At 66.3% G+C, this 16,283-nt stretch carries 17 protein-coding genes; 10 read left to right on the forward strand and 7 right to left on the reverse strand.

Going from position 1 to position 16,283, the window contains the following annotated elements:
* The first annotated feature begins 84 nt into the window (after positions 1–84).
* Positions 85–1,065: an AraC family transcriptional regulator gene (locus tag A8G08_RS09400; protein ID WP_068273150.1), complete on the forward strand. Its 981-nt coding sequence runs from the start codon at positions 85–87 to the stop codon at positions 1,063–1,065.
* A 49-nt stretch (positions 1,066–1,114) separates the two neighbouring features.
* On the opposite strand, the gene A8G08_RS09405 is transcribed toward A8G08_RS09400, so the two are convergent.
* From A8G08_RS09405 to A8G08_RS09425, 5 genes are all read right to left on the reverse strand, one after another.
* Positions 1,115–1,492: a hypothetical protein gene (locus tag A8G08_RS09405; RefSeq protein WP_068273118.1), complete on the reverse strand. Its 378-nt coding sequence runs from the start codon at positions 1,490–1,492 to the stop codon at positions 1,115–1,117.
* A 21-nt stretch (positions 1,493–1,513) separates the two neighbouring features.
* Entirely contained in the window at positions 1,514–2,590 is a 1,077-nt protein-coding gene (locus A8G08_RS09410) for an alpha/beta fold hydrolase (protein WP_157108480.1), read from the reverse strand.
* Between the two features lie 229 nt (positions 2,591–2,819).
* Entirely contained in the window at positions 2,820–3,119 is a 300-nt protein-coding gene (locus tag A8G08_RS09415) for a hypothetical protein (RefSeq protein ID WP_157108479.1), read from the reverse strand.
* Between the two features lie 183 nt (positions 3,120–3,302).
* Positions 3,303–3,794, reverse strand: coding sequence for an NUDIX domain-containing protein (locus A8G08_RS09420; protein ID WP_084436072.1), 492 nt, complete (start codon positions 3,792–3,794; stop codon positions 3,303–3,305).
* 52 nt (positions 3,795–3,846) lie between these two features.
* Positions 3,847–4,935, reverse strand: a complete 1,089-nt coding sequence (locus A8G08_RS09425; RefSeq protein ID WP_068273125.1) for a serpin family protein — start codon at positions 4,933–4,935, stop codon at positions 3,847–3,849.
* A 53-nt stretch (positions 4,936–4,988) separates the two neighbouring features.
* On the opposite strand from A8G08_RS09425, the gene A8G08_RS09430 reads away from it, so the two are divergent.
* Complete coding sequence (locus A8G08_RS09430) at positions 4,989–5,294, forward strand: putative quinol monooxygenase (RefSeq protein WP_068273127.1); 306 nt, start codon at positions 4,989–4,991, stop codon at positions 5,292–5,294.
* Here A8G08_RS09430 and A8G08_RS09435 read toward each other — a convergent pair.
* Both A8G08_RS09435 and A8G08_RS09440 read right to left on the reverse strand, forming a co-directional pair.
* The gene (locus A8G08_RS09435; RefSeq protein ID WP_068273129.1) at positions 5,264–6,016 is read right to left on the reverse strand and encodes a DUF429 domain-containing protein; all 753 of its coding nucleotides are present in this window, start codon (positions 6,014–6,016) and stop codon (positions 5,264–5,266) included. The genes A8G08_RS09430 and A8G08_RS09435 overlap by 31 nt on opposite strands.
* Positions 6,013–6,654 carry a TetR/AcrR family transcriptional regulator gene (locus A8G08_RS09440; RefSeq protein WP_068273131.1) on the reverse strand — a complete coding sequence of 214 codons (642 nt, stop codon included), beginning with the start codon at positions 6,652–6,654 and terminating at the stop codon, positions 6,013–6,015. Before A8G08_RS09440 ends, A8G08_RS09435 begins: the two co-directional genes overlap by 4 nt.
* 95 nt (positions 6,655–6,749) lie before the next feature.
* Between A8G08_RS09440 and A8G08_RS09445 the strand changes: the two genes are divergently transcribed.
* The 8 genes from A8G08_RS09445 to carB form a co-directional block, all read left to right on the forward strand.
* Positions 6,750–8,348 carry an MFS transporter gene (locus A8G08_RS09445; protein WP_068273133.1) on the forward strand — a complete coding sequence of 533 codons (1,599 nt, stop codon included), beginning with the start codon at positions 6,750–6,752 and terminating at the stop codon, positions 8,346–8,348.
* A 61-nt stretch (positions 8,349–8,409) separates the two neighbouring features.
* Positions 8,410–9,399: an ABC transporter substrate-binding protein gene (locus A8G08_RS09450; protein WP_084436069.1), complete on the forward strand. Its 990-nt coding sequence runs from the start codon at positions 8,410–8,412 to the stop codon at positions 9,397–9,399.
* A 307-nt stretch (positions 9,400–9,706) separates the two neighbouring features.
* Positions 9,707–10,315, forward strand: a complete 609-nt coding sequence (gene pyrR / locus A8G08_RS09455; protein WP_068273135.1) for a bifunctional pyr operon transcriptional regulator/uracil phosphoribosyltransferase PyrR — start codon at positions 9,707–9,709, stop codon at positions 10,313–10,315.
* A complete protein-coding gene (locus tag A8G08_RS09460) occupies positions 10,312–11,286 on the forward strand; it encodes an aspartate carbamoyltransferase catalytic subunit (protein ID WP_068273136.1) in 975 nt (324 codons plus the stop codon). The genes pyrR and A8G08_RS09460 overlap by 4 nt, the downstream gene beginning before the upstream one ends.
* On the forward strand, positions 11,283–12,611 hold the full coding sequence (locus A8G08_RS09465; protein WP_068273138.1) for a dihydroorotase: 1,329 nt from the start codon (positions 11,283–11,285) through the stop codon (positions 12,609–12,611). The genes A8G08_RS09460 and A8G08_RS09465 overlap by 4 nt, the downstream gene beginning before the upstream one ends.
* Positions 12,611–13,102, forward strand: a complete 492-nt coding sequence (locus A8G08_RS09470) for a PH-like domain-containing protein (protein WP_068273140.1) — start codon at positions 12,611–12,613, stop codon at positions 13,100–13,102. Before A8G08_RS09465 ends, A8G08_RS09470 begins: the two co-directional genes overlap by 1 nt.
* Positions 13,099–14,217: a glutamine-hydrolyzing carbamoyl-phosphate synthase small subunit gene (carA, locus tag A8G08_RS09475; RefSeq protein WP_068273142.1), complete on the forward strand. Its 1,119-nt coding sequence runs from the start codon at positions 13,099–13,101 to the stop codon at positions 14,215–14,217. Before A8G08_RS09470 ends, carA begins: the two co-directional genes overlap by 4 nt.
* The coding region (carB, locus tag A8G08_RS09480) for a carbamoyl-phosphate synthase large subunit (RefSeq protein ID WP_068273143.1) at positions 14,217–16,283 on the forward strand (2,067 nt) is incomplete at its 3' end. The genes carA and carB, both read left to right, overlap by 1 nt.

Raw genomic sequence — 16,283 nt, forward strand, 5'->3', positions numbered from 1 at the left:
GTTGACAGTTCAATCGTGATTGGAGCGGCCTATGCTGACCATGACCGGTGCACCGCACTGGGTGACCGAAACGCCATGATTCAGATGACGATTGACGACAATTCGGGCGTTCTACGCGAAACGCTCGCGAATCTACGCGTATCGGGCTCCATCTTTCTGCGTGCCGAATACACCGATCCGTGGGCCTACCGTTCCGTCGATGGCCCGACGACGGCCGCGATGTTGATGCCGAGCGCGGAGCGACTCGTCCTATTCCACCTCGTCGCGTCCGGGCGGTGTTGGATCTCGCTCCCGGCTGGCGAGAAGCACTGGGCCGAGGCGGGCGATGTCATCGTCATCCCGTATGGGGACCAGCACCTCATGGGTGGCGAGTCGGTATCCGACATTGTCGACCTGCGCACTTTCCTTACCCCGCCACCCTGGAGCGAGATGCCGGTGCTTCGGCATGGGAGCGGCGGGGCCCGAACCGACGTGATATGCGGATACCTGCATAGCGAGGACTTGCTTCTCGATCCGCGTATGCGCGCGTTTCCGGATATCTTCGTGGTCCACCCACCGGCCGGCCCAGCGGCCCAATGGGTCTCGGCCAGCATCGATTTCGCGCTCGCCGCCTCGGCCGGACTGCGCACGGATCCGGTGGCAGCGCGACTGCCGGAACTCTTACTGACCGAGGTACTCGGCATTCACCTGGCAACGACGCCTGCCGCGGGTGGCTGGCTTGCCGCCCTGCATGATCCGATCGTCGGCCCCGCCATGGCGAAGTTGCACGCCGATCCGCGGCGGCGGTGGACAGTGGCGGACCTGGCCTCTGAATGCGCTGTGTCGCGGTCGCTTCTCGACAGCCGGTTCCGAAAGATATTGAAGCGCGCGCCGATTCGGTACTTGACCGAGTGGCGGCTGCATCTCGCCGAGGTGTTATTGGCTGATACGACCGATCCGGTGTCGAAGATTGCGCACGCCGTTGGGTACGATTCGGACGAGGGGTTCAGCCGGTCGTTCAAGCGGACACGGGGGGTTTCGCCGTCAGCGTGGCGGAGTGCTCATTCGCCGACACTGCCGGTGTGAGCGGCAAACCGACTGATGGCTCAACCACTTCCGTAGCTCACCAGCCGCGTCAGCCCAGCGCTGGCTCGCCTTCAAATTCTGCCTCGGTCGCATCATCGACCTCAGTGTCCGTGTCGGCTTCGACGGATTCCGCTTCGGAGATCAACGCGCGAAGTTCGAGGTCGTCGAGTTCCTTGATTCGCGTTTGCTCGGTGCCGAACACATTGGCCCAGGCGGAGGGACCGAATTCGTAGTAGGTGAACGAGAACCTATGTCCGTCGTCGGCGAATCCTGTTGCAGTGATTGTCAATACCCCGGCCACGGAGATGCTGTAGCCATAGATGACGGTGTCGCCGGTTTCGTGCTCCCCGTCTGCAAAGCTCACACTGCCGTCATCCTCGGCCTCGTAGTGGAACTTCTCGTCGATCAGCTGGACATCTACGCTCACGTTTCTCCTTCTTAGTCGCTGCTACGCGTCGGCGAATGCGATGACGCGGTCGAATGAAGCGAGGAATTCGCCAATCCGCGGCCAGGTGAACGAGCTGGCATCTGTACCGGCGAGCAGGCCAAGGTGGCTCGTTTCGACGGTGGTGAACTCGACTCGCTCGGACGCCGCGAAGAGGTCGACGCCGTGGTGTACCGCCGGCCAGCTGACGATGGCGTCGCGGTGGGTGCCGAAAAGCTGGATCGGCGCCGTGATGGACGTGAGGTCGACCACGCGGTCACCGAACTGGAGTACGCCGCGGGCGATTTCGTCGCGGTAGATGAGGTTTTCCCACATCTGTTCGGACACCTTGCCCGGGTATCCCGGCATGGTCTCCTGAAATCGATCGATGACCTGCATGCGGGCCAGCGCGTCGAGGTTTTCGGCGTTGCGCAGGATGTACTGCGGCTTGCGCAGTTCACGCTGCCACGCGGTGGCGCGGTAGGCGATGCGGACCAGCGGCGCCGGGATGCCGCCCGTCGCGCGGAGCGCGAGGGTGACGGCCTTGCCGCCGGTTGGTTTGGTGAGTCGCTTTGCCAGCGGGTATCCGGCGATTCGGTTGTAGTCGAGCGGTGTTCCGATCGCGGTGATCGAGCGCACCGGGAGGTCAGCCCGCGCCGCGGCCGTCATCAGCGCGATCGTGCCACCCAAGCTCCACCCGATCAGATCCACCTCGCCGGCGCCGTGGTCATCGAGCACGGCGCGGATGGCCCCCGGAACGATGTCGTCGAAGAAGTGCTCGAACCCGAGGTGGCGGTCGGCGTAGGTCATTTCGCCGAAGTCGACAACATAGGGGATGCGCCCGGTGTCGAGGAGATGCGCGACCAGGGACATATCGGGGGCGAGGTCGTAGCACCGAGCCGAGACCGCCAGCGGCGGCACCAGCAGGACCGGGGGCGTGCCGACGGCACGTGCGGCGTCGAGCTGGGCCGCGGTGCCATAACGACGCAGCCCACGGTGCGTGCGATCGTCGATCGTGGTGTGGGTCGTCTGCCGGTCTTCGGCGACGCGGTGGCCGCTGGCGAGGTTTAAGAGCATCTGGAGGCCGTCGAGCATTCCGATATTCAACACGAGGTCGGTGTGCTCGGATTGCACCGGATCGGCGGCGGTGAGATGCGCCTGTCGGGGTCGCGTTGTGGCCTCGCGGCCCGCTTCTGTCGATTACGGAGTTGAGAGCTTTGGGCAGGACTTCTGGCAATTCGACGACCACGTCGGCGAATGCACCGACGGGTACCTGACCGGATGGTGCCGAGCGCAGATCGACGCGCCCGGCCCCTTTCCGATGACGCGATCAGGCTCCGGTTGCGGAGGTGGATTCCCAATCAGTCGAAAGCTTGGTTATGCGGATTCGCGCCGTCGCGTCCGCCGGAAGGTCGTCGACCTTGTGCCCGCTTACGCCCATCGCTTTCGCCAGGAGTCGCGAGGCCCAGTACTGGCGGGACGAGTAGGCCTCTCCGACATGGTCTTCCGTGACGAACACAACGCGCCAACGCTCGTCTTCGCTCTCCGGGTTCTCCGGGAATATGAGGGAAGTGTGGTCACGGAAGCTCTTCGTACGTGCGCTTGCGTCCCAGCCGTTGTTGCTAGCCATACCGGGCAGATCCTCCATTCAAGTTCGTTGACCAGTACCCCATGATCGGATTGCCTGGTCCCCGACGGGCATCGAGAGTCTCTTAACGCCTGGGGCACTTTTTGTTACAGCTATCTCGAGTCACTCGGGGGAGGCGGCTCGACGGGTGAGACACCTACGGATTGTCGCTACGAGGCTTTGGAACTATCGGATCTTCTCCGACAACCCCAACAGCACCCACGCCGCCAAACTTTGCGCGTCACAAACCTGCCCACCCCGCACCATCGCCTCGAACTCCGCCCGCGAGAACCAAGCAGTCCGCATGTCCTGCTCGGTCTCCTCCCGCTCGTGCGGCCCCTCGACCAGTTCGGTCGCCAGGAACACAGATCCCCGCTGACTCGACATCCCCGGCGCGACGTCGATCTCGCCGAGCTTCTCCATCCGACCAGCCTGCAACCCTGTCTCCTCGCGCAGTTCACGCGCCGCCAACTCCGCGGGATCAACCTCCAAGCGATCCGGGGCGGTGCCCTGCGGGAACTCCCAGCGCCTCGCACCGACTGGGTAGCGGAATTGTTCGACCAGGTGCACTCGGCCGCCGTCGAGTGGGATGACCAGGGCGAAGTGGGGTTTGTCGACCACACCGTAGATGCCCAGCGAGCCGTCGTCGCGGCGGACGTCGTCCTCGCGGACGGTCATCCACGGGTTCGCATATACCTCGCGTGAGCCGAGTGTCTCCACGCGTGCCTCCCTAAGCCCCGACCTGGCCGGCCACAACAACAAGCCCGCTCGGGCGATGCACGGCAATGAATCCGAATGGCGGCTCGAATTTCGCCTCGATGATCTTCACCCGCTTGAGCTTCGGGATGAAGGCGCCGGCGAGGCGCATCGCGAGCGCGGTCACCGCGGCGGCTTCGAAGCCCGTTGCCGAGAATTGCGCGTACACGTCCTGGGCGCCCTGGCTGATCGCCAGCGGCTCCGGGCTGATCGCGGGGAAGTGGCCATGGCTGTCATCCATCGCTGCCGCGAGGCCGAACAACTCCGCATGCCTGCTCAAGTCATGGGACGAGCGAATAGTGAACGGCGGCAACGAGACTCGTAGCGAGTCGGCGTCCGCGGTGCCCGCGCGCACCTTCAGCCCCGGCGCACGCGTCCCATCCGTTAACTCGCTGCCAGCGCGCGCCGCAACTCCGCCAGCCAGCGCGGTGATGCCGACGCCGAGAGCGTCCACGCCCTGTACCAAGTGCACATCGAGATCGTCCCGGCCCCGAACGATCATCCGGGTCACAGGCGACGGCGAATCCAATACGGCCACGTCATCCAAATCCGAGGTCGAGCGGTTCAGCACCTTCCCCTCGCCGAACGCGTCGACCCACTCCGTCTTCGCCGCGAGCGCGGTCGCTAAGACCATGACGTCACTAGGCCGGACCTGCAAAGGAAAGCGTTCGATCATGCCGCGCGTGTGCTCGGCCGCCCACTCGTCGAGCCGCGCCTGTCCAGCTAATTGCTCCAGCACGCCCGGGGGCAAAGCGGCGACCCATTCGTCGTGCAGCGGCAGGCCGGCGCGGACCCAGACGCCGAGTGCCGCCGACGTCGCACCCCCGCGGGACAGCAACTCCAGCACCTCGAGTGCAGCCTCCCGCCCGGTCTCGGCAGAAATCCCGCACGCCGCGGCCAGCTCTTCACGTGCCAAACCATCCGCGCTGGACGCCAGCAGCGCGAGTAGCGGCCAGAGTCCGGCCCCGGACAGCACGAACTCGCCGCTACCCGCGGCGGAACACCATCGCGCGGTCAGGTCGTTCGCGGCGGCAACGTGGGCGTCGGGCAATACATGGGACACACTTCGACCATAAGCGCGTCCGCGACAATGCGGTCGCGGCTTACGGTGAAGCCATGAGCGAGCCAGGGGAGACCGGCCTGATCATCAGCGGTTGGATCCGCGTCGATTCGGCCGAGCGCGACGACTATGTGGCCGGTTGTGTCGAGGTGGTGCGTGCCGCGCGGGCAGCTCCTGGGTGCCTGGACTTCGCGATCGCCGCCGACATCGTCGATCCCGGCCGAATCACCGTCTACGAGCGGTGGACCGACGAAGCGTCGCTGATGGAGTTCCGGGGCTCGGGTCCGCCGGCCGAGCAGGAGTCCCAGATCCTCGATGCCGAAGTCCGGCGCTACGAGATCGGTGCTGTCGGCCCGGCGTGACCTACCAGGGCCGCCAGCGACCCGGATGGCACGTGCACCCAGCCCTCGCGCCGCGCCACCGCCAGTTCGTCAGGCTCGGGGCCATACGTCGCTCCGCACTCCACCGCCCGAGCCAGCAGTGCCGCGATCACCGCATCGAAGGCATCGTGCTGCTCGGTCACCAGCTCGACGAAAGAACCCAGATCGAGCCACGGCGCAGCTTCGCGAAGCGCCGCGACCATCCCGGTCAAGCCGACGGCGGTGGACTTGCCGCGAAACGGTAGTCCCCAGAGCTTCAGCCCCGCAACGGGATACACCTCGACCGCCCATCCGTCGGCGCGATTGGTGACCGCCAGTTGCTCGAGCAACCCCGCGCATCGCAGGGCGACGTGCCCGATCAGATCGGCCGACACGCTCAGCGGCATGAGCCCGGTCCGCTTCGCCACAACGAGGTCGGTATGTCGTTTCGTCAGCGGCCGACGCTGCTCGCGCGTCTGCAAAGACACCGCGGGCGGATCGCCGCGGTGATGCGCGGTCACGAAGTCGACGAACGCATCCGGCCAGCCGAAGGGGGAGTCGATCCCGACGCGTGCCGCTCCAGCAGCGCAGGCGACAATATCGGCGTCGGACACATTCACCCGGACGTCGGTCAACCGCGCCGAACTCGCAGACCATTCGATCACCGCCAGCGCGGTACGCGCGGGTTCGGCGGCGAGGTCAACGCCGACGGTGTGAACTGTCATCTGCCGTTCGTTGAAACCGACTGCGCGGATTCGGTATTGGCGCGCGGTGCGAGCATCGGCCGGATCACGCCGCGCAGAAACTCGCGCAGTTCCTCGCCCGACCGAGGCGGTTCAGGCGGGTGCTCGAGGAATGAAACAACCAGGCGCAGTAGGAGTTCGGTGAGGTTGTCGAGCTCGTGCCCGGACAGCGGCGTCTGATCCCAGTCGATGGGCAACCGGCGAACGATGTTCTGTGCGAATTCCATTGACGTGGACGAGGTCGCGCCGCGTGCGAACAGTTGCGACTCACCGACCTGCAAGAGCAGGCCGGTGTAGCTATTGCCCGGGACTGTCTGGACGGTGAAGACAATCGATTCGACCAATATCTCACCGGGGTCCGTGTATCCCGCGACGTGGCTGGTCATTTCGTCGAGAAACGTTGCCGCGTCCGCATGTCCGACCGCGTAGAGAATTGCCGGCATTCCGTTGAAGTACCGGTAGACGGTCTGCCGGGTGATGCCGAGCTCGGTGGCGACGTCGGCAAGAGTCGTCTTGCCCGCGCCGTATCGATCCACGCACTGGCGGGCCGCCGACACGATGCGCTCACGCGCCTCGTCGTCTGAGCTCGGGGCGCGACCCTGCCACCCTCTGGTCCGCATCTGCTCATCGTGCCACGAGCGATAGGCCGTTTTGTGCGCCAGCTCACCCGCCGAGGCGCGTGGGCAAATCATCCGGTCATACGTATGGTGTCTGTATGTATGATCAGGGGGTAAGCCCAGCGGCGGAGGTCGCAAAAGCGGACACATCCGAGGGGATGTCCAAGGACGCACGGCGGACCTTGGTCGCCAGCACCCTCGGCGTTTCCCTGGTCATCGGCACGACGGTCGCGCTCAACAGCGCGCTTGCCGATATTGCGGTGCAAACATCGGCCACACAGTCGCAGCTCACCTGGATCGTGGACTCGTACACGGTGGTGCTCGCGGGTGCAGTTCTCCCGGCCGGCGCGCTGGGCGACCGTTTCGGTCGCCGGGGTGCGCTGATTCTCGGCCTGGCGATTTTCATGGCAGCGTCACTGGCGCCCGTGGCGATCAGCAGTCCCGAGCAACTGATCGTCGCCCGCGCGATCGCAGGACTGGGCGCCGCATTGGTCATGCCCGCCACGCTGTCGCTGATCACCACGGCGTTTCCACCCGAGAAACGCGCGCGGGCGATCGGCATCTGGTCCGGCGTCGGCGGGTCATCGTCAATCGTCGTCTTGCTCGGATCCGGTGTGCTGCTCGAATATTGGGGCTGGCAGTCCATCTTCTGGGCGCTCAGCGCAATCGGGCTGGTGACGTTTGTCGTGTCCTGCACAATCTCGACCTCGCGTGACCCCAATTCGACACCGATCGACGTGCCGGGCTCGATCCTCATCTGCGCTTCCGTCGCGCTCCTTGTGCTCGGCGTGGTCGAGGCGCCGCTGAAGGGCTGGACCGACCCGTTCGTCTACTCCACGATTGCGGCGGGTTTGGCGGGCGGTGCGTTGTTCGGTGTGCTGGAACTGCGTCGCCGGTATCCACTGCTGGACGTCCGCCTGTTCCGGAACGCCACCTTCACCAGCGCCGTCATCGCGGTGACCGCGCTGTCGTTCTCCACGTTCGGCCTGTTCTACCTCATCGTTCAGTACATCCAAATGGTGCTGGGCTACTCGCCGTTGCTCGCAGGCCTGGCGCTCGGCCCGCAAATTTTCCCGATCGCGGTACTTGGCGTGATATCGCCATTGATGGTGCCCCGGTTCGGGTTACGACTGCTGCTCGGCACCGGCCTCGCGCTGCAGGCGGTCGGTTTTGCCACGCTCATGACACTCGAGATGGACTCCACTTATCTGGAATCGGTGTGGCCGCAGTTGATCATCGCCGTGGGTCTTGGATTGACGATGACGCCTGCGACCGCGGCGATCATGGCGTCGGTAAGCGACGACAAGCAAGGCGTCGCGTCGGCAGTCAACGACTCCACCCGGGAGATCGGTGCGGCGCTTGGTATCGCAGTCGCGGGTTCACTCCTCGCGGCGCGCTATGCCGGCGCGGTGACGCCGAAACTCGCGGAATTCCCCGAACAAGTCCGCGAGCCGGCCGCGAGTTCACTTGCCGCCGCAATGCATATCGCACCTCAGATCGGGCCGCTCGGTGAACAGCTCGAGGTCCTGGCGAAGTCGGGATTCATGGAGGCTATGAACGCCTCGGCCATCGGAATGTGCGTCATCCTCGCCGTCGCTGCGGTGATCGTCGCGCTCTGTGGCCCCGGCCGTGACGGACGGGTGCTGATCCGCATCGGCAGGAAACAAGATCAGGCACGGTCTAGCGACACAGGTTAGGCAACCCTTATGCTGCGTTCGGGGTGGCGAAGTGGCCACCCGCCAGCCATGAGGAGAAGTGATGCAGCCAGGTAAGACCTTCCGGCGCGGTTTGCGCAGCGTCGCAATCGCAGCGGTGGCGAGTGGGCTGGCGCTCACCGCCGTCGGATGTAGTTCCGATGACAGCGATGAGGCGTCGGGCGCTCAGGCGACGGTCGTCATCGAGCACACTCTTGGGTCTACGGAGATCGACAAGACGCCGGAGCGAGTTGTCGCGCTCGGCGATCAGTGGCTGGACGCCGCGGAGTCGCTCGGCATCGAACCGGTCGGCTACGCCGCCGCCGCGAGCGTCCTGACCGGCGGGGCGCCGATCCCGTGGGAGCCTGAGAGCCTGGCGAAGGCCACGGTGATCAACCCGGCCGGCGACATCATCGAGCAGGTTGCGGCGCTGAACCCGGACCTGATCCTGGTGCCGAACTTCCTGGTGGACAAGCCGAAGTACGAGAAGCTTTCGCAGATCGCGCCGACGGTCGGTTCGCTCACGCCTGCTCAGGTCGACCCGTGGGACAAGCAGGTGCAGACCCTCGGCCGGATCCTGGACAAGGAGTCCGAGGCCGAAAAGGTGGTCGCCGACGTGAACGGGCAGATCGAGGCATTCGCGCAGGCGAACCCGGGCCTGAGGGGTAAGACCTTCCTCACCAGCATGCTGGCGAGCCCGACCCAGCTGATGGTCCTCGCGGACCCGAATGACGGCTCGAGCAAGATCTTCCAGCAGCTCGGCATGGTCATTCCGCCGAAGATGGTCGCCGAGGCGGGCGCCCAGGGCCGTATCGGCCTGTCGCCGGAGCGAGTTGGCGAGCTCAACTCGGACTTCCTCGTAACCAGCGCGATGCCGGGTATGGACGGCGCCTACCAGAAGCTGCCCGGGTACGACACCCTGCCGGCAGTGCAGAAGGGTGCGGTCTCGAATCTCGACATCATCGCGGTGACGGGGCTCAACACGCCCACGCCGCTGTCGGTGCCGTACGTGCTGAACCTCATGCAGCCGGGTCTGGCCAAGGCTGCTGCGTAGCAAACCGCGTAGATACGACGGAACCCGGGCGAATCCAACGAGATTCGCCCGGGTTCCTTTGTTGTGTCCTGCGTGCGGGCCGAGGGCCTCGATCCAGTAGCGCGGGGCTTCGATGGCCTGCTCGCCCGGAAACCGGATCCGCACAGCTCCTTCGTAGCGGAGGCGACAATCCCGGCGCGGCGTACGTCACAATCGGTCGAGGTCACAGGCCCGGCGTCCGAAGCGATGCGTCGTCGCTGCTAGGATTTCGAGCCGTAAGACATCCTTTAACGACCCGTCCAGTGAGGCGGAGAAGGAGGTCCGCGGTATGAGCGTGCCCGAGGAACGGGTGCCCCATCATCGCCGTCACGAGTCCGAGGCGGCGCGCGAACTGCTTTCTGCATCCGATGTTTCGCGCACGATTGCGCGCATCGCGCATCAGATCATCGAGAAGACTGCGCTCGATTCGGATGATCCCAATACGCCGCGAGTCGTCCTCGTCGGCATTCCCACCCGCGGCAGCACGCTCGCCGTCCGGCTTGCCGACAAGATCGCCGAGTTCTCCGGCATCCGTCCCGCGGTCGGTTCTCTCGACATCACGCTCTATCGCGACGACTTGCGCACCAAGCCGCACCGACCCCTCGAGCGCACTTCGGTGCCCGAAGGCGGGGTCGAGGACGCGCTGGTCGTGCTCGTCGACGACGTCCTCTTCTCCGGTCGCTCCACCCGCGCCGCGCTCGACGCGCTGCGCGATCTCGGCCGCCCCCGCGCCGTGCAGCTCGCCGTCCTGGTCGACCGGGGCCACCGCGAACTGCCGATCCGCGCCGACTACGTCGGAAAGAACGTCCCGACCGCGCGCTCGGAAGACGTGTCCGTACTGCTGGTCGAACAGGATGGTGTCGACGGAGTGCAGTTGTTCCAGGGTGGTGCGCAATGAGGCACCTGCTCTCGGTTACCGATCTCGACCGCGCGAGCGCGACCGAACTGCTCGATGAGGCGGAGCGGTTCGAACAGGCGTTGCTCGGACGCGAGATTCGCAAGCTGCCGACGCTGCGTGGTCGCACCGTCATGACGGTGTTCTTCGAGAACTCGACCCGCACCCGCGTTTCGTTCGAGGTCGCCGGCAAGTGGATGAGCGCCGACGTCATCAATGTCAGCGCCAGCAGTTCGTCGGTGGCGAAGGGCGAGTCGCTGCGCGACACCGCGATGACCCTGCACGCGGCGGGTGCCGACGCGCTGATCGTGCGCCACCCGGCTTCCGGTGCGGCGCATCAGATCGCGAACTGGCTGGAGGCAGCGGCCGACAGGAGCGGAGCCCGCGGAGCGACCGATGGCTCGGTACCCGCGGTGATCAATGCGGGCGACGGCACGCACGAGCATCCGACCCAGGCGCTGCTCGACGCGCTCACGCTACGGCAGCGGCTGGGCACTATCGAGGGCAAACGGATCGCGATCGTCGGCGACATCCTGCACAGCCGGGTCGCGCGTTCGAACGCGTTCCTGCTCGCCGAACTCGGCGCGGAGGTCGTGCTGGTCGCGCCGCAAACGCTGCTGCCGATCGGCGTCGAAAGCTGGCCGGTGCGCGTATCCCATTCGATCGACGCCGAACTGCCGGCCGCCGACGCGGTGCTGATGCTGCGAGTGCAGGCCGAACGGATGAACGGCGGGTTCTTCCCGTCCGCGCGCGAGTACTCGGTGAACTACGGCCTGTCCGAGCGGCGGATGGGGTTGCTGGCCGACCACGCCGTGGTCCTGCACCCGGGCCCGATGCTGCGCGGCATGGAAATCGCATCGGCGGTCGCCGATTCATCGAAGGCGGCTGTGCTGCAACAGGTTACGAATGGAGTGCACATGCGCATGGCTGTGCTGTTCACGCTGCTGGTCGGTACGGACGAGGCCGTCGCATGAGCATCCTGATCCAGAATGTGCGGCTCTACGGCGAGGGCGAGCCGGTCGACGTGCTGCTCGCCGACGAAGAAATCGCCCAGATCGGCACCGGCATCGACGCGGGTGACGCCACGGTGATCGACGGCGCGGGCAAGATCCTGCTGCCCGGTTTTGTCGACCTGCACACACACCTGCGCGAGCCCGGCCGCGAGGACACCGAGACCATCGAAACCGGTTCGGCCGCGGCAGCGCTGGGCGGTTACACCGCGGTGTTCGCGATGGCGAATACCAACCCGGTCGCCGACTCTGTGGTCGTCACCGACCACGTCTGGCGGCGCGGGCAGGAGGTCGGCCTCGTCGACGTCTACCCGGTCGGAGCAGTCACCGTCGGTCTCGAAGGCAAGCAGCTCGCCGAGATGGGCACCATGGCCAGCGGTGTCGCCGGGGTTCGGATGTTCTCCGACGACGGGCACTGCGTCCACGATCCGCTAATCATGCGCCGCGCTCTGGAATACGCGAACTCGCTCGGTGTACTCGTCGCCCAGCACGCGGAGGAGCCCCGGCTCACCGCAGGCGCGGTTGCGCACGAGGGCCCGAACGCGGCCCGGCTCGGCCTGGCCGGCTGGCCGCGTGCTGCCGAGGAAGCCATCGTTGCCCGCGATGCGCTGCTCGCTCGCGATGCCGGTGCGCGCGTGCACGTCTGCCATGCCTCGACCGCCGGCACCGTCGAACTGATGCGCTGGGCCAAGAGCCTCGGCATCAAGATCACCGCCGAGGTGACACCGCATCACCTGCTGCTCGACGACAACCGGCTCGAGACGTACGACCCGGTGAACCGAGTCAACCCGCCGCTGCGCGAGACATCGGACGCCGAGGCGCTGCGCCACGCGCTCGCCGAGGGTGTCATCGACTGTGTCGCCACCGATCACGCGCCGCACGCCGAACAGGACAAGTGCCACGAGTTCGCCAAGGCCCGCCCCGGCATGCTCGGTCTGGAGACCGCCCTGTCGGTGGTTGTCGCATCGATGGTCGAAACGGGCCTGCTCGACTGGCGCGGTGTTGCTCGGGTGATGAGCGAGCGGCCGGCGGAGATCGTTGAGCTCACCGATCAGGGCCGTCCGATCGCGGTCGGCGAACCGGCAAACCTCGCGCTCATCGACCCGGATGCCACGTGGACCGTCAGCGGACCGGAACTCGCGAGCATCTCGAGCAACACCCCGTACGAAGCGATGACCCTTCCCGCGCGGGTAGTGGCCACCTTCCTGCGGGGCAAGGTCACCGCTCGTGACGGCAAGGCGGGAGCGCAGCCTGCCGAGCGACCCGGAGGTACGGGGGTGAGCGCGTAGTGGAGCGGGTGCTGTGGGTGATCGGGCTCGTCCTCCTGTGGGTTGTGCTGATCGGGCTGATGTACCGCGGCTGGCGCAAGCGTGCCGCTCGGCAGGCTCCCCAGATCGGTGAACTGCCCGCCATGCCCGACGATCTCGGTGCGCAGACAGTCGAGCCGACCACCGGGCTGTATGTGGGCAGCACGATCGCGCCGAGCTGGCAGGACCGGATTGCGGTCGGCGACCTCGGCCATCGCGCGGCGTCCACAATCACGCGCTTCGAGAAGGGCATCCTGCTCGAGCGATCGGGCGCGAGCACGATCTGGATCCCGCAGGACACCATCCGCGCGGTGCGAACCGAGCGCGGTCTTGCCGGAAAAGTCATGACGAAAGACGGCGTACTTGTGGTGCGCTGGCAGTTGCCGACCGGAACCGAGATCGATACCGGTTTCCGCGGCGACGACAAATCGGTTTATCCCAATTGGATTGATCAGAACGGAGTGAGCGCGTGAGCGCCATACCAGCAGCCCTGGTACTGGAGGACGGAAAGGTTTACCGCGGCACCTCGTTCGGTGCCGTCGGCGAGACCCTCGGTGAGGCGGTGTTCAGCACGGGCATGACCGGTTACCAGGAGACGCTCACCGACCCGAGCTATCACCGCCAGATCGTGGTGTCCACCGCGCCGCAGATCGGCAACACCGGCTGGAACGACGAGGACGACGAGTCCTCCCAGATCTGGGTGGCCGGCTACGCCGTGCGCGACCCCTCACGGACCGTGTCGAGCTGGCGAGCTACCGGTTCGCTCACCGACGAACTGGTGCGCCAGGACATCGTCGGCATCGCGGGCATCGACACCCGTGCCGTCGTGCGGCACCTGCGTACCCGCGGCTCGATGAAGGCGGGCATCTTCTCCGGCGACGCCCTCGCGGGCACCGAGGACCTGCTTGCCAAGGTGAACGGCCAGCCCTCGATGCTCGGGGCGGACCTCGCCAGCGAGGTCACCACGAAGTCCGGCTACATCATCGAGCCGACCGGCACGCCGCGCTTCACCGTCGCCGCCATCGACCTCGGCATCAAGACGAACACCCCGCGGATGTTCGCCGAGCGCGGCATCCGGGTACACGTGCTTCCCGCGAACACCACGTTCGATCAGGTGCAGGAGCTGAAGCCGGACGGCGTGTTCCTGTCCAACGGCCCGGGCGACCCGGCCACCGCCGGAGGGGCTGTCGCGCTGACCCAGGAGGTGCTGAATGCGGGGCTGCCGCTGTTCGGCATCTGCTTCGGTAATCAAATCCTTGGCCGTGCGCTCGGCCGCAACACCTACAAGCTGAAGTTCGGCCACCGCGGCATCAACGTCCCGGTCATCGAACACGCGACGGGCCGCATCGCGATCACCGCCCAGAACCACGGCTTCGCGCTTGAAGGCGAGGCGGGGGAGCAGTTCGACACCCCGTTCGGTCGCGCTGAAGTCAGCCACACCTGCGCGAACGACGGAGTGGTCGAGGGCGTGCGCCTGGTCGACGGCCGCGCGTTCTCGGTGCAGTACCACCCGGAGGCGGCCGCCGGACCGCACGACGCCGCATACCTTTTCGACCGGTTCTCGGGCCTGCTGGAGGGCGATAAGTAATGCCACGCCGCACTGATATCAACCACATCCTCGTGATCGGCTCGGGGCCGATCGTGATCGGTCAGGCCTGCGAGTTCGACTACTCGGGCACCCAGGCCTGCCGCGTGCTGCGGGCCGAGGGCATGCGTGTATCGCTGGTGAACTCCAACCCGGCGACGATCATGACCGACCCGGAATTCGCCGACTCCACCTACGTCGAGCCGATCACGGCCGACTTCGTGGAGAAGGTCATCGCCCGGGAGGCCGAGCGGGGCAACAAGATCGACGCCGTGCTCGCCACCTTGGGTGGGCAGACCGCGCTCAACACCGCGGTCGCGCTGCACGAGCAGGGCATCCTCGAGAAGTACGACGTCGAGCTCATCGGCGCCGACTTCGACGCCATTCAGCGCGGCGAGGACCGGCAGAAGTTCAAGGACATCGTCGCCAAGGTCGGTGGCGAGTCTGCGCGTTCGCGCGTCTGCTTCTCCATGGACGAGGTGCGCGACACGGTCGAAGAGCTCGGTTACCCGGTCGTGGTGCGCCCGTCGTTCACGATGGGCGGGCTCGGATCCGGCATGGCGTACAACGACGAGGATCTCGAGCGGATCGCCGGCGGTGGCCTCGCGGCCTCGCCGACCGCGAATGTGCTCATCGAGGAATCCATCCTCGGCTGGAAGGAATACGAGCTCGAGCTGATGCGCGATGGTCGCGACAATGTCGTGATCATCTGCTCGATCGAGAACGTCGACCCGGTCGGTGTGCACACCGGCGACTCGGTGACGGTCGCCCCGGCGATGACGCTGACCGACCGCGAGTACCAGGAAATGCGCGACCTTTCGATCGCGATCCTGCGCGAGGTCGGCGTCGACACCGGCGGCTGCAACATCCAGTTCGCGATGGACCCGCGCGACGGGCGTCTCGTCGTCATCGAAATGAATCCGCGAGTCTCGCGGTCCTCGGCCCTCGCGTCGAAGGCGACCGGGTACCCGATCGCGAAGATGGCCGCCAAGCTGGCGATCGGCTACACGCTCGACGAGATCATCAACGACATCACCAAGGAGACGCCGGCCTGCTTCGAGCCGACGCTCGACTACGTCGTCGTGAAGGCACCGCGCTTCGCGTTCGAGAAGTTCCCGGGCGCCGACGCGACGCTGACCACCACGATGAAGTCGGTCGGCGAAGCGATGGCCATCGGCCGCAACTTCACCGAGGCGCTCGGCAAGGTGATGCGCTCGCTGGAGACGAAGGCCGCCGGTTTCTGGACCGACGCGCAGTCGGAGAAGGGCGACCTCGACGCGTTGCTCGAAGAGCTGACGGTCCCGCACGACGGTCGGCTGTACGGCATCGAGCGCGCGATGAGCTGGGGCGCGACGGACGAGCAGCTGTTCGAGGCGACCAAGATCGACCCGTGGTTCCTCGACCAGATCCGGCAGATCCACGAGCTGGGCAACGTCGTCCACGACGCACCCGAGCTCGACGAGCAGCTGCTGCGGCAGGCCAAGTACCACGGCCTGTCCGATCGCCAGATCGCCGCGCTACGACCCGAACTCGGCACCGAGGACGCGGTGCGCGATCTGCGCGGGAAGCTCGGTATCCACCCGGTCTTCAAGACCGTCGATACCTGTGCCGCCGAGTTCGAGGCGCGTACGCCGTACCACTACTCGACCTATGAGCTCGACCCCGCGGCCGAGTCCGAGGTCGCCGAGCAGCGGGACAAGCCGAAGGTGCTCATCCTCGGCTCGGGCCCCAACCGCATCGGTCAGGGCATCGAGTTCGACTACTCGTGTGTGCACGCGGCGCTGACGCTGTCCGAGGCGGGCTACGAGACCGTGATGGTCAACTGCAACCCGGAGACCGTCTCCACCGACTACGACACCGCCGACCGGCTGTACTTCGAGCCGCTGACCTTCGAGGACGTGCTCGAGGTGTACCGCGCGGAGTCGGAATCGGGGACCGTCGCCGGTGTCATCGTGCAGCTCGGCGGGCAGACCCCGCTCGGCCTCGCACGTCGCCTCGAGGCCGCGGGCGTGCCGATCGTCGGCACCAGCCCCAGCGCGATCGACCTCGCGGAGGACCGCGGCGAGTTC

The sequence above is a fragment of the Aldersonia kunmingensis genome (assembly GCF_001646865.1).
Lineage (GTDB): Bacteria > Actinomycetota > Actinomycetes > Mycobacteriales > Mycobacteriaceae > Aldersonia > Aldersonia kunmingensis.

What these genes read in the sequence shown, in the direction of transcription:
- A8G08_RS09445 (WP_068273133.1), top strand. Translation starts at nt 6,750, where the DNA reads ATGTATGATCAGGGGGTAAGCCCAGCGGCGGAGGTCGCAAAAGCGGAC.
- A8G08_RS09460 (WP_068273136.1), top strand. Translation starts at nt 10,312, where the DNA reads ATGAGGCACCTGCTCTCGGTTACCGATCTCGACCGCGCGAGCGCGACC.
- A8G08_RS09420 (WP_084436072.1), bottom strand. Translation starts at nt 3,794, where the DNA reads ATGACCGTCCGCGAGGACGACGTCCGCCGCGACGACGGCTCGCTGGGC.
- A8G08_RS09440 (WP_068273131.1), bottom strand. Translation starts at nt 6,654, where the DNA reads ATGCGGACCAGAGGGTGGCAGGGTCGCGCCCCGAGCTCAGACGACGAG.
- A8G08_RS09415 (WP_157108479.1), bottom strand. Translation starts at nt 3,119, where the DNA reads ATGGCTAGCAACAACGGCTGGGACGCAAGCGCACGTACGAAGAGCTTC.
- A8G08_RS09430 (WP_068273127.1), top strand. Translation starts at nt 4,989, where the DNA reads ATGAGCGAGCCAGGGGAGACCGGCCTGATCATCAGCGGTTGGATCCGC.
- A8G08_RS09400 (WP_068273150.1), top strand. Translation starts at nt 85, where the DNA reads ATGACGATTGACGACAATTCGGGCGTTCTACGCGAAACGCTCGCGAAT.
- A8G08_RS09450 (WP_084436069.1), top strand. Translation starts at nt 8,410, where the DNA reads ATGCAGCCAGGTAAGACCTTCCGGCGCGGTTTGCGCAGCGTCGCAATC.
- A8G08_RS09435 (WP_068273129.1), bottom strand. Translation starts at nt 6,016, where the DNA reads ATGACAGTTCACACCGTCGGCGTTGACCTCGCCGCCGAACCCGCGCGT.
- pyrR (WP_068273135.1), top strand. Translation starts at nt 9,707, where the DNA reads ATGAGCGTGCCCGAGGAACGGGTGCCCCATCATCGCCGTCACGAGTCC.
- A8G08_RS09465 (WP_068273138.1), top strand. Translation starts at nt 11,283, where the DNA reads ATGAGCATCCTGATCCAGAATGTGCGGCTCTACGGCGAGGGCGAGCCG.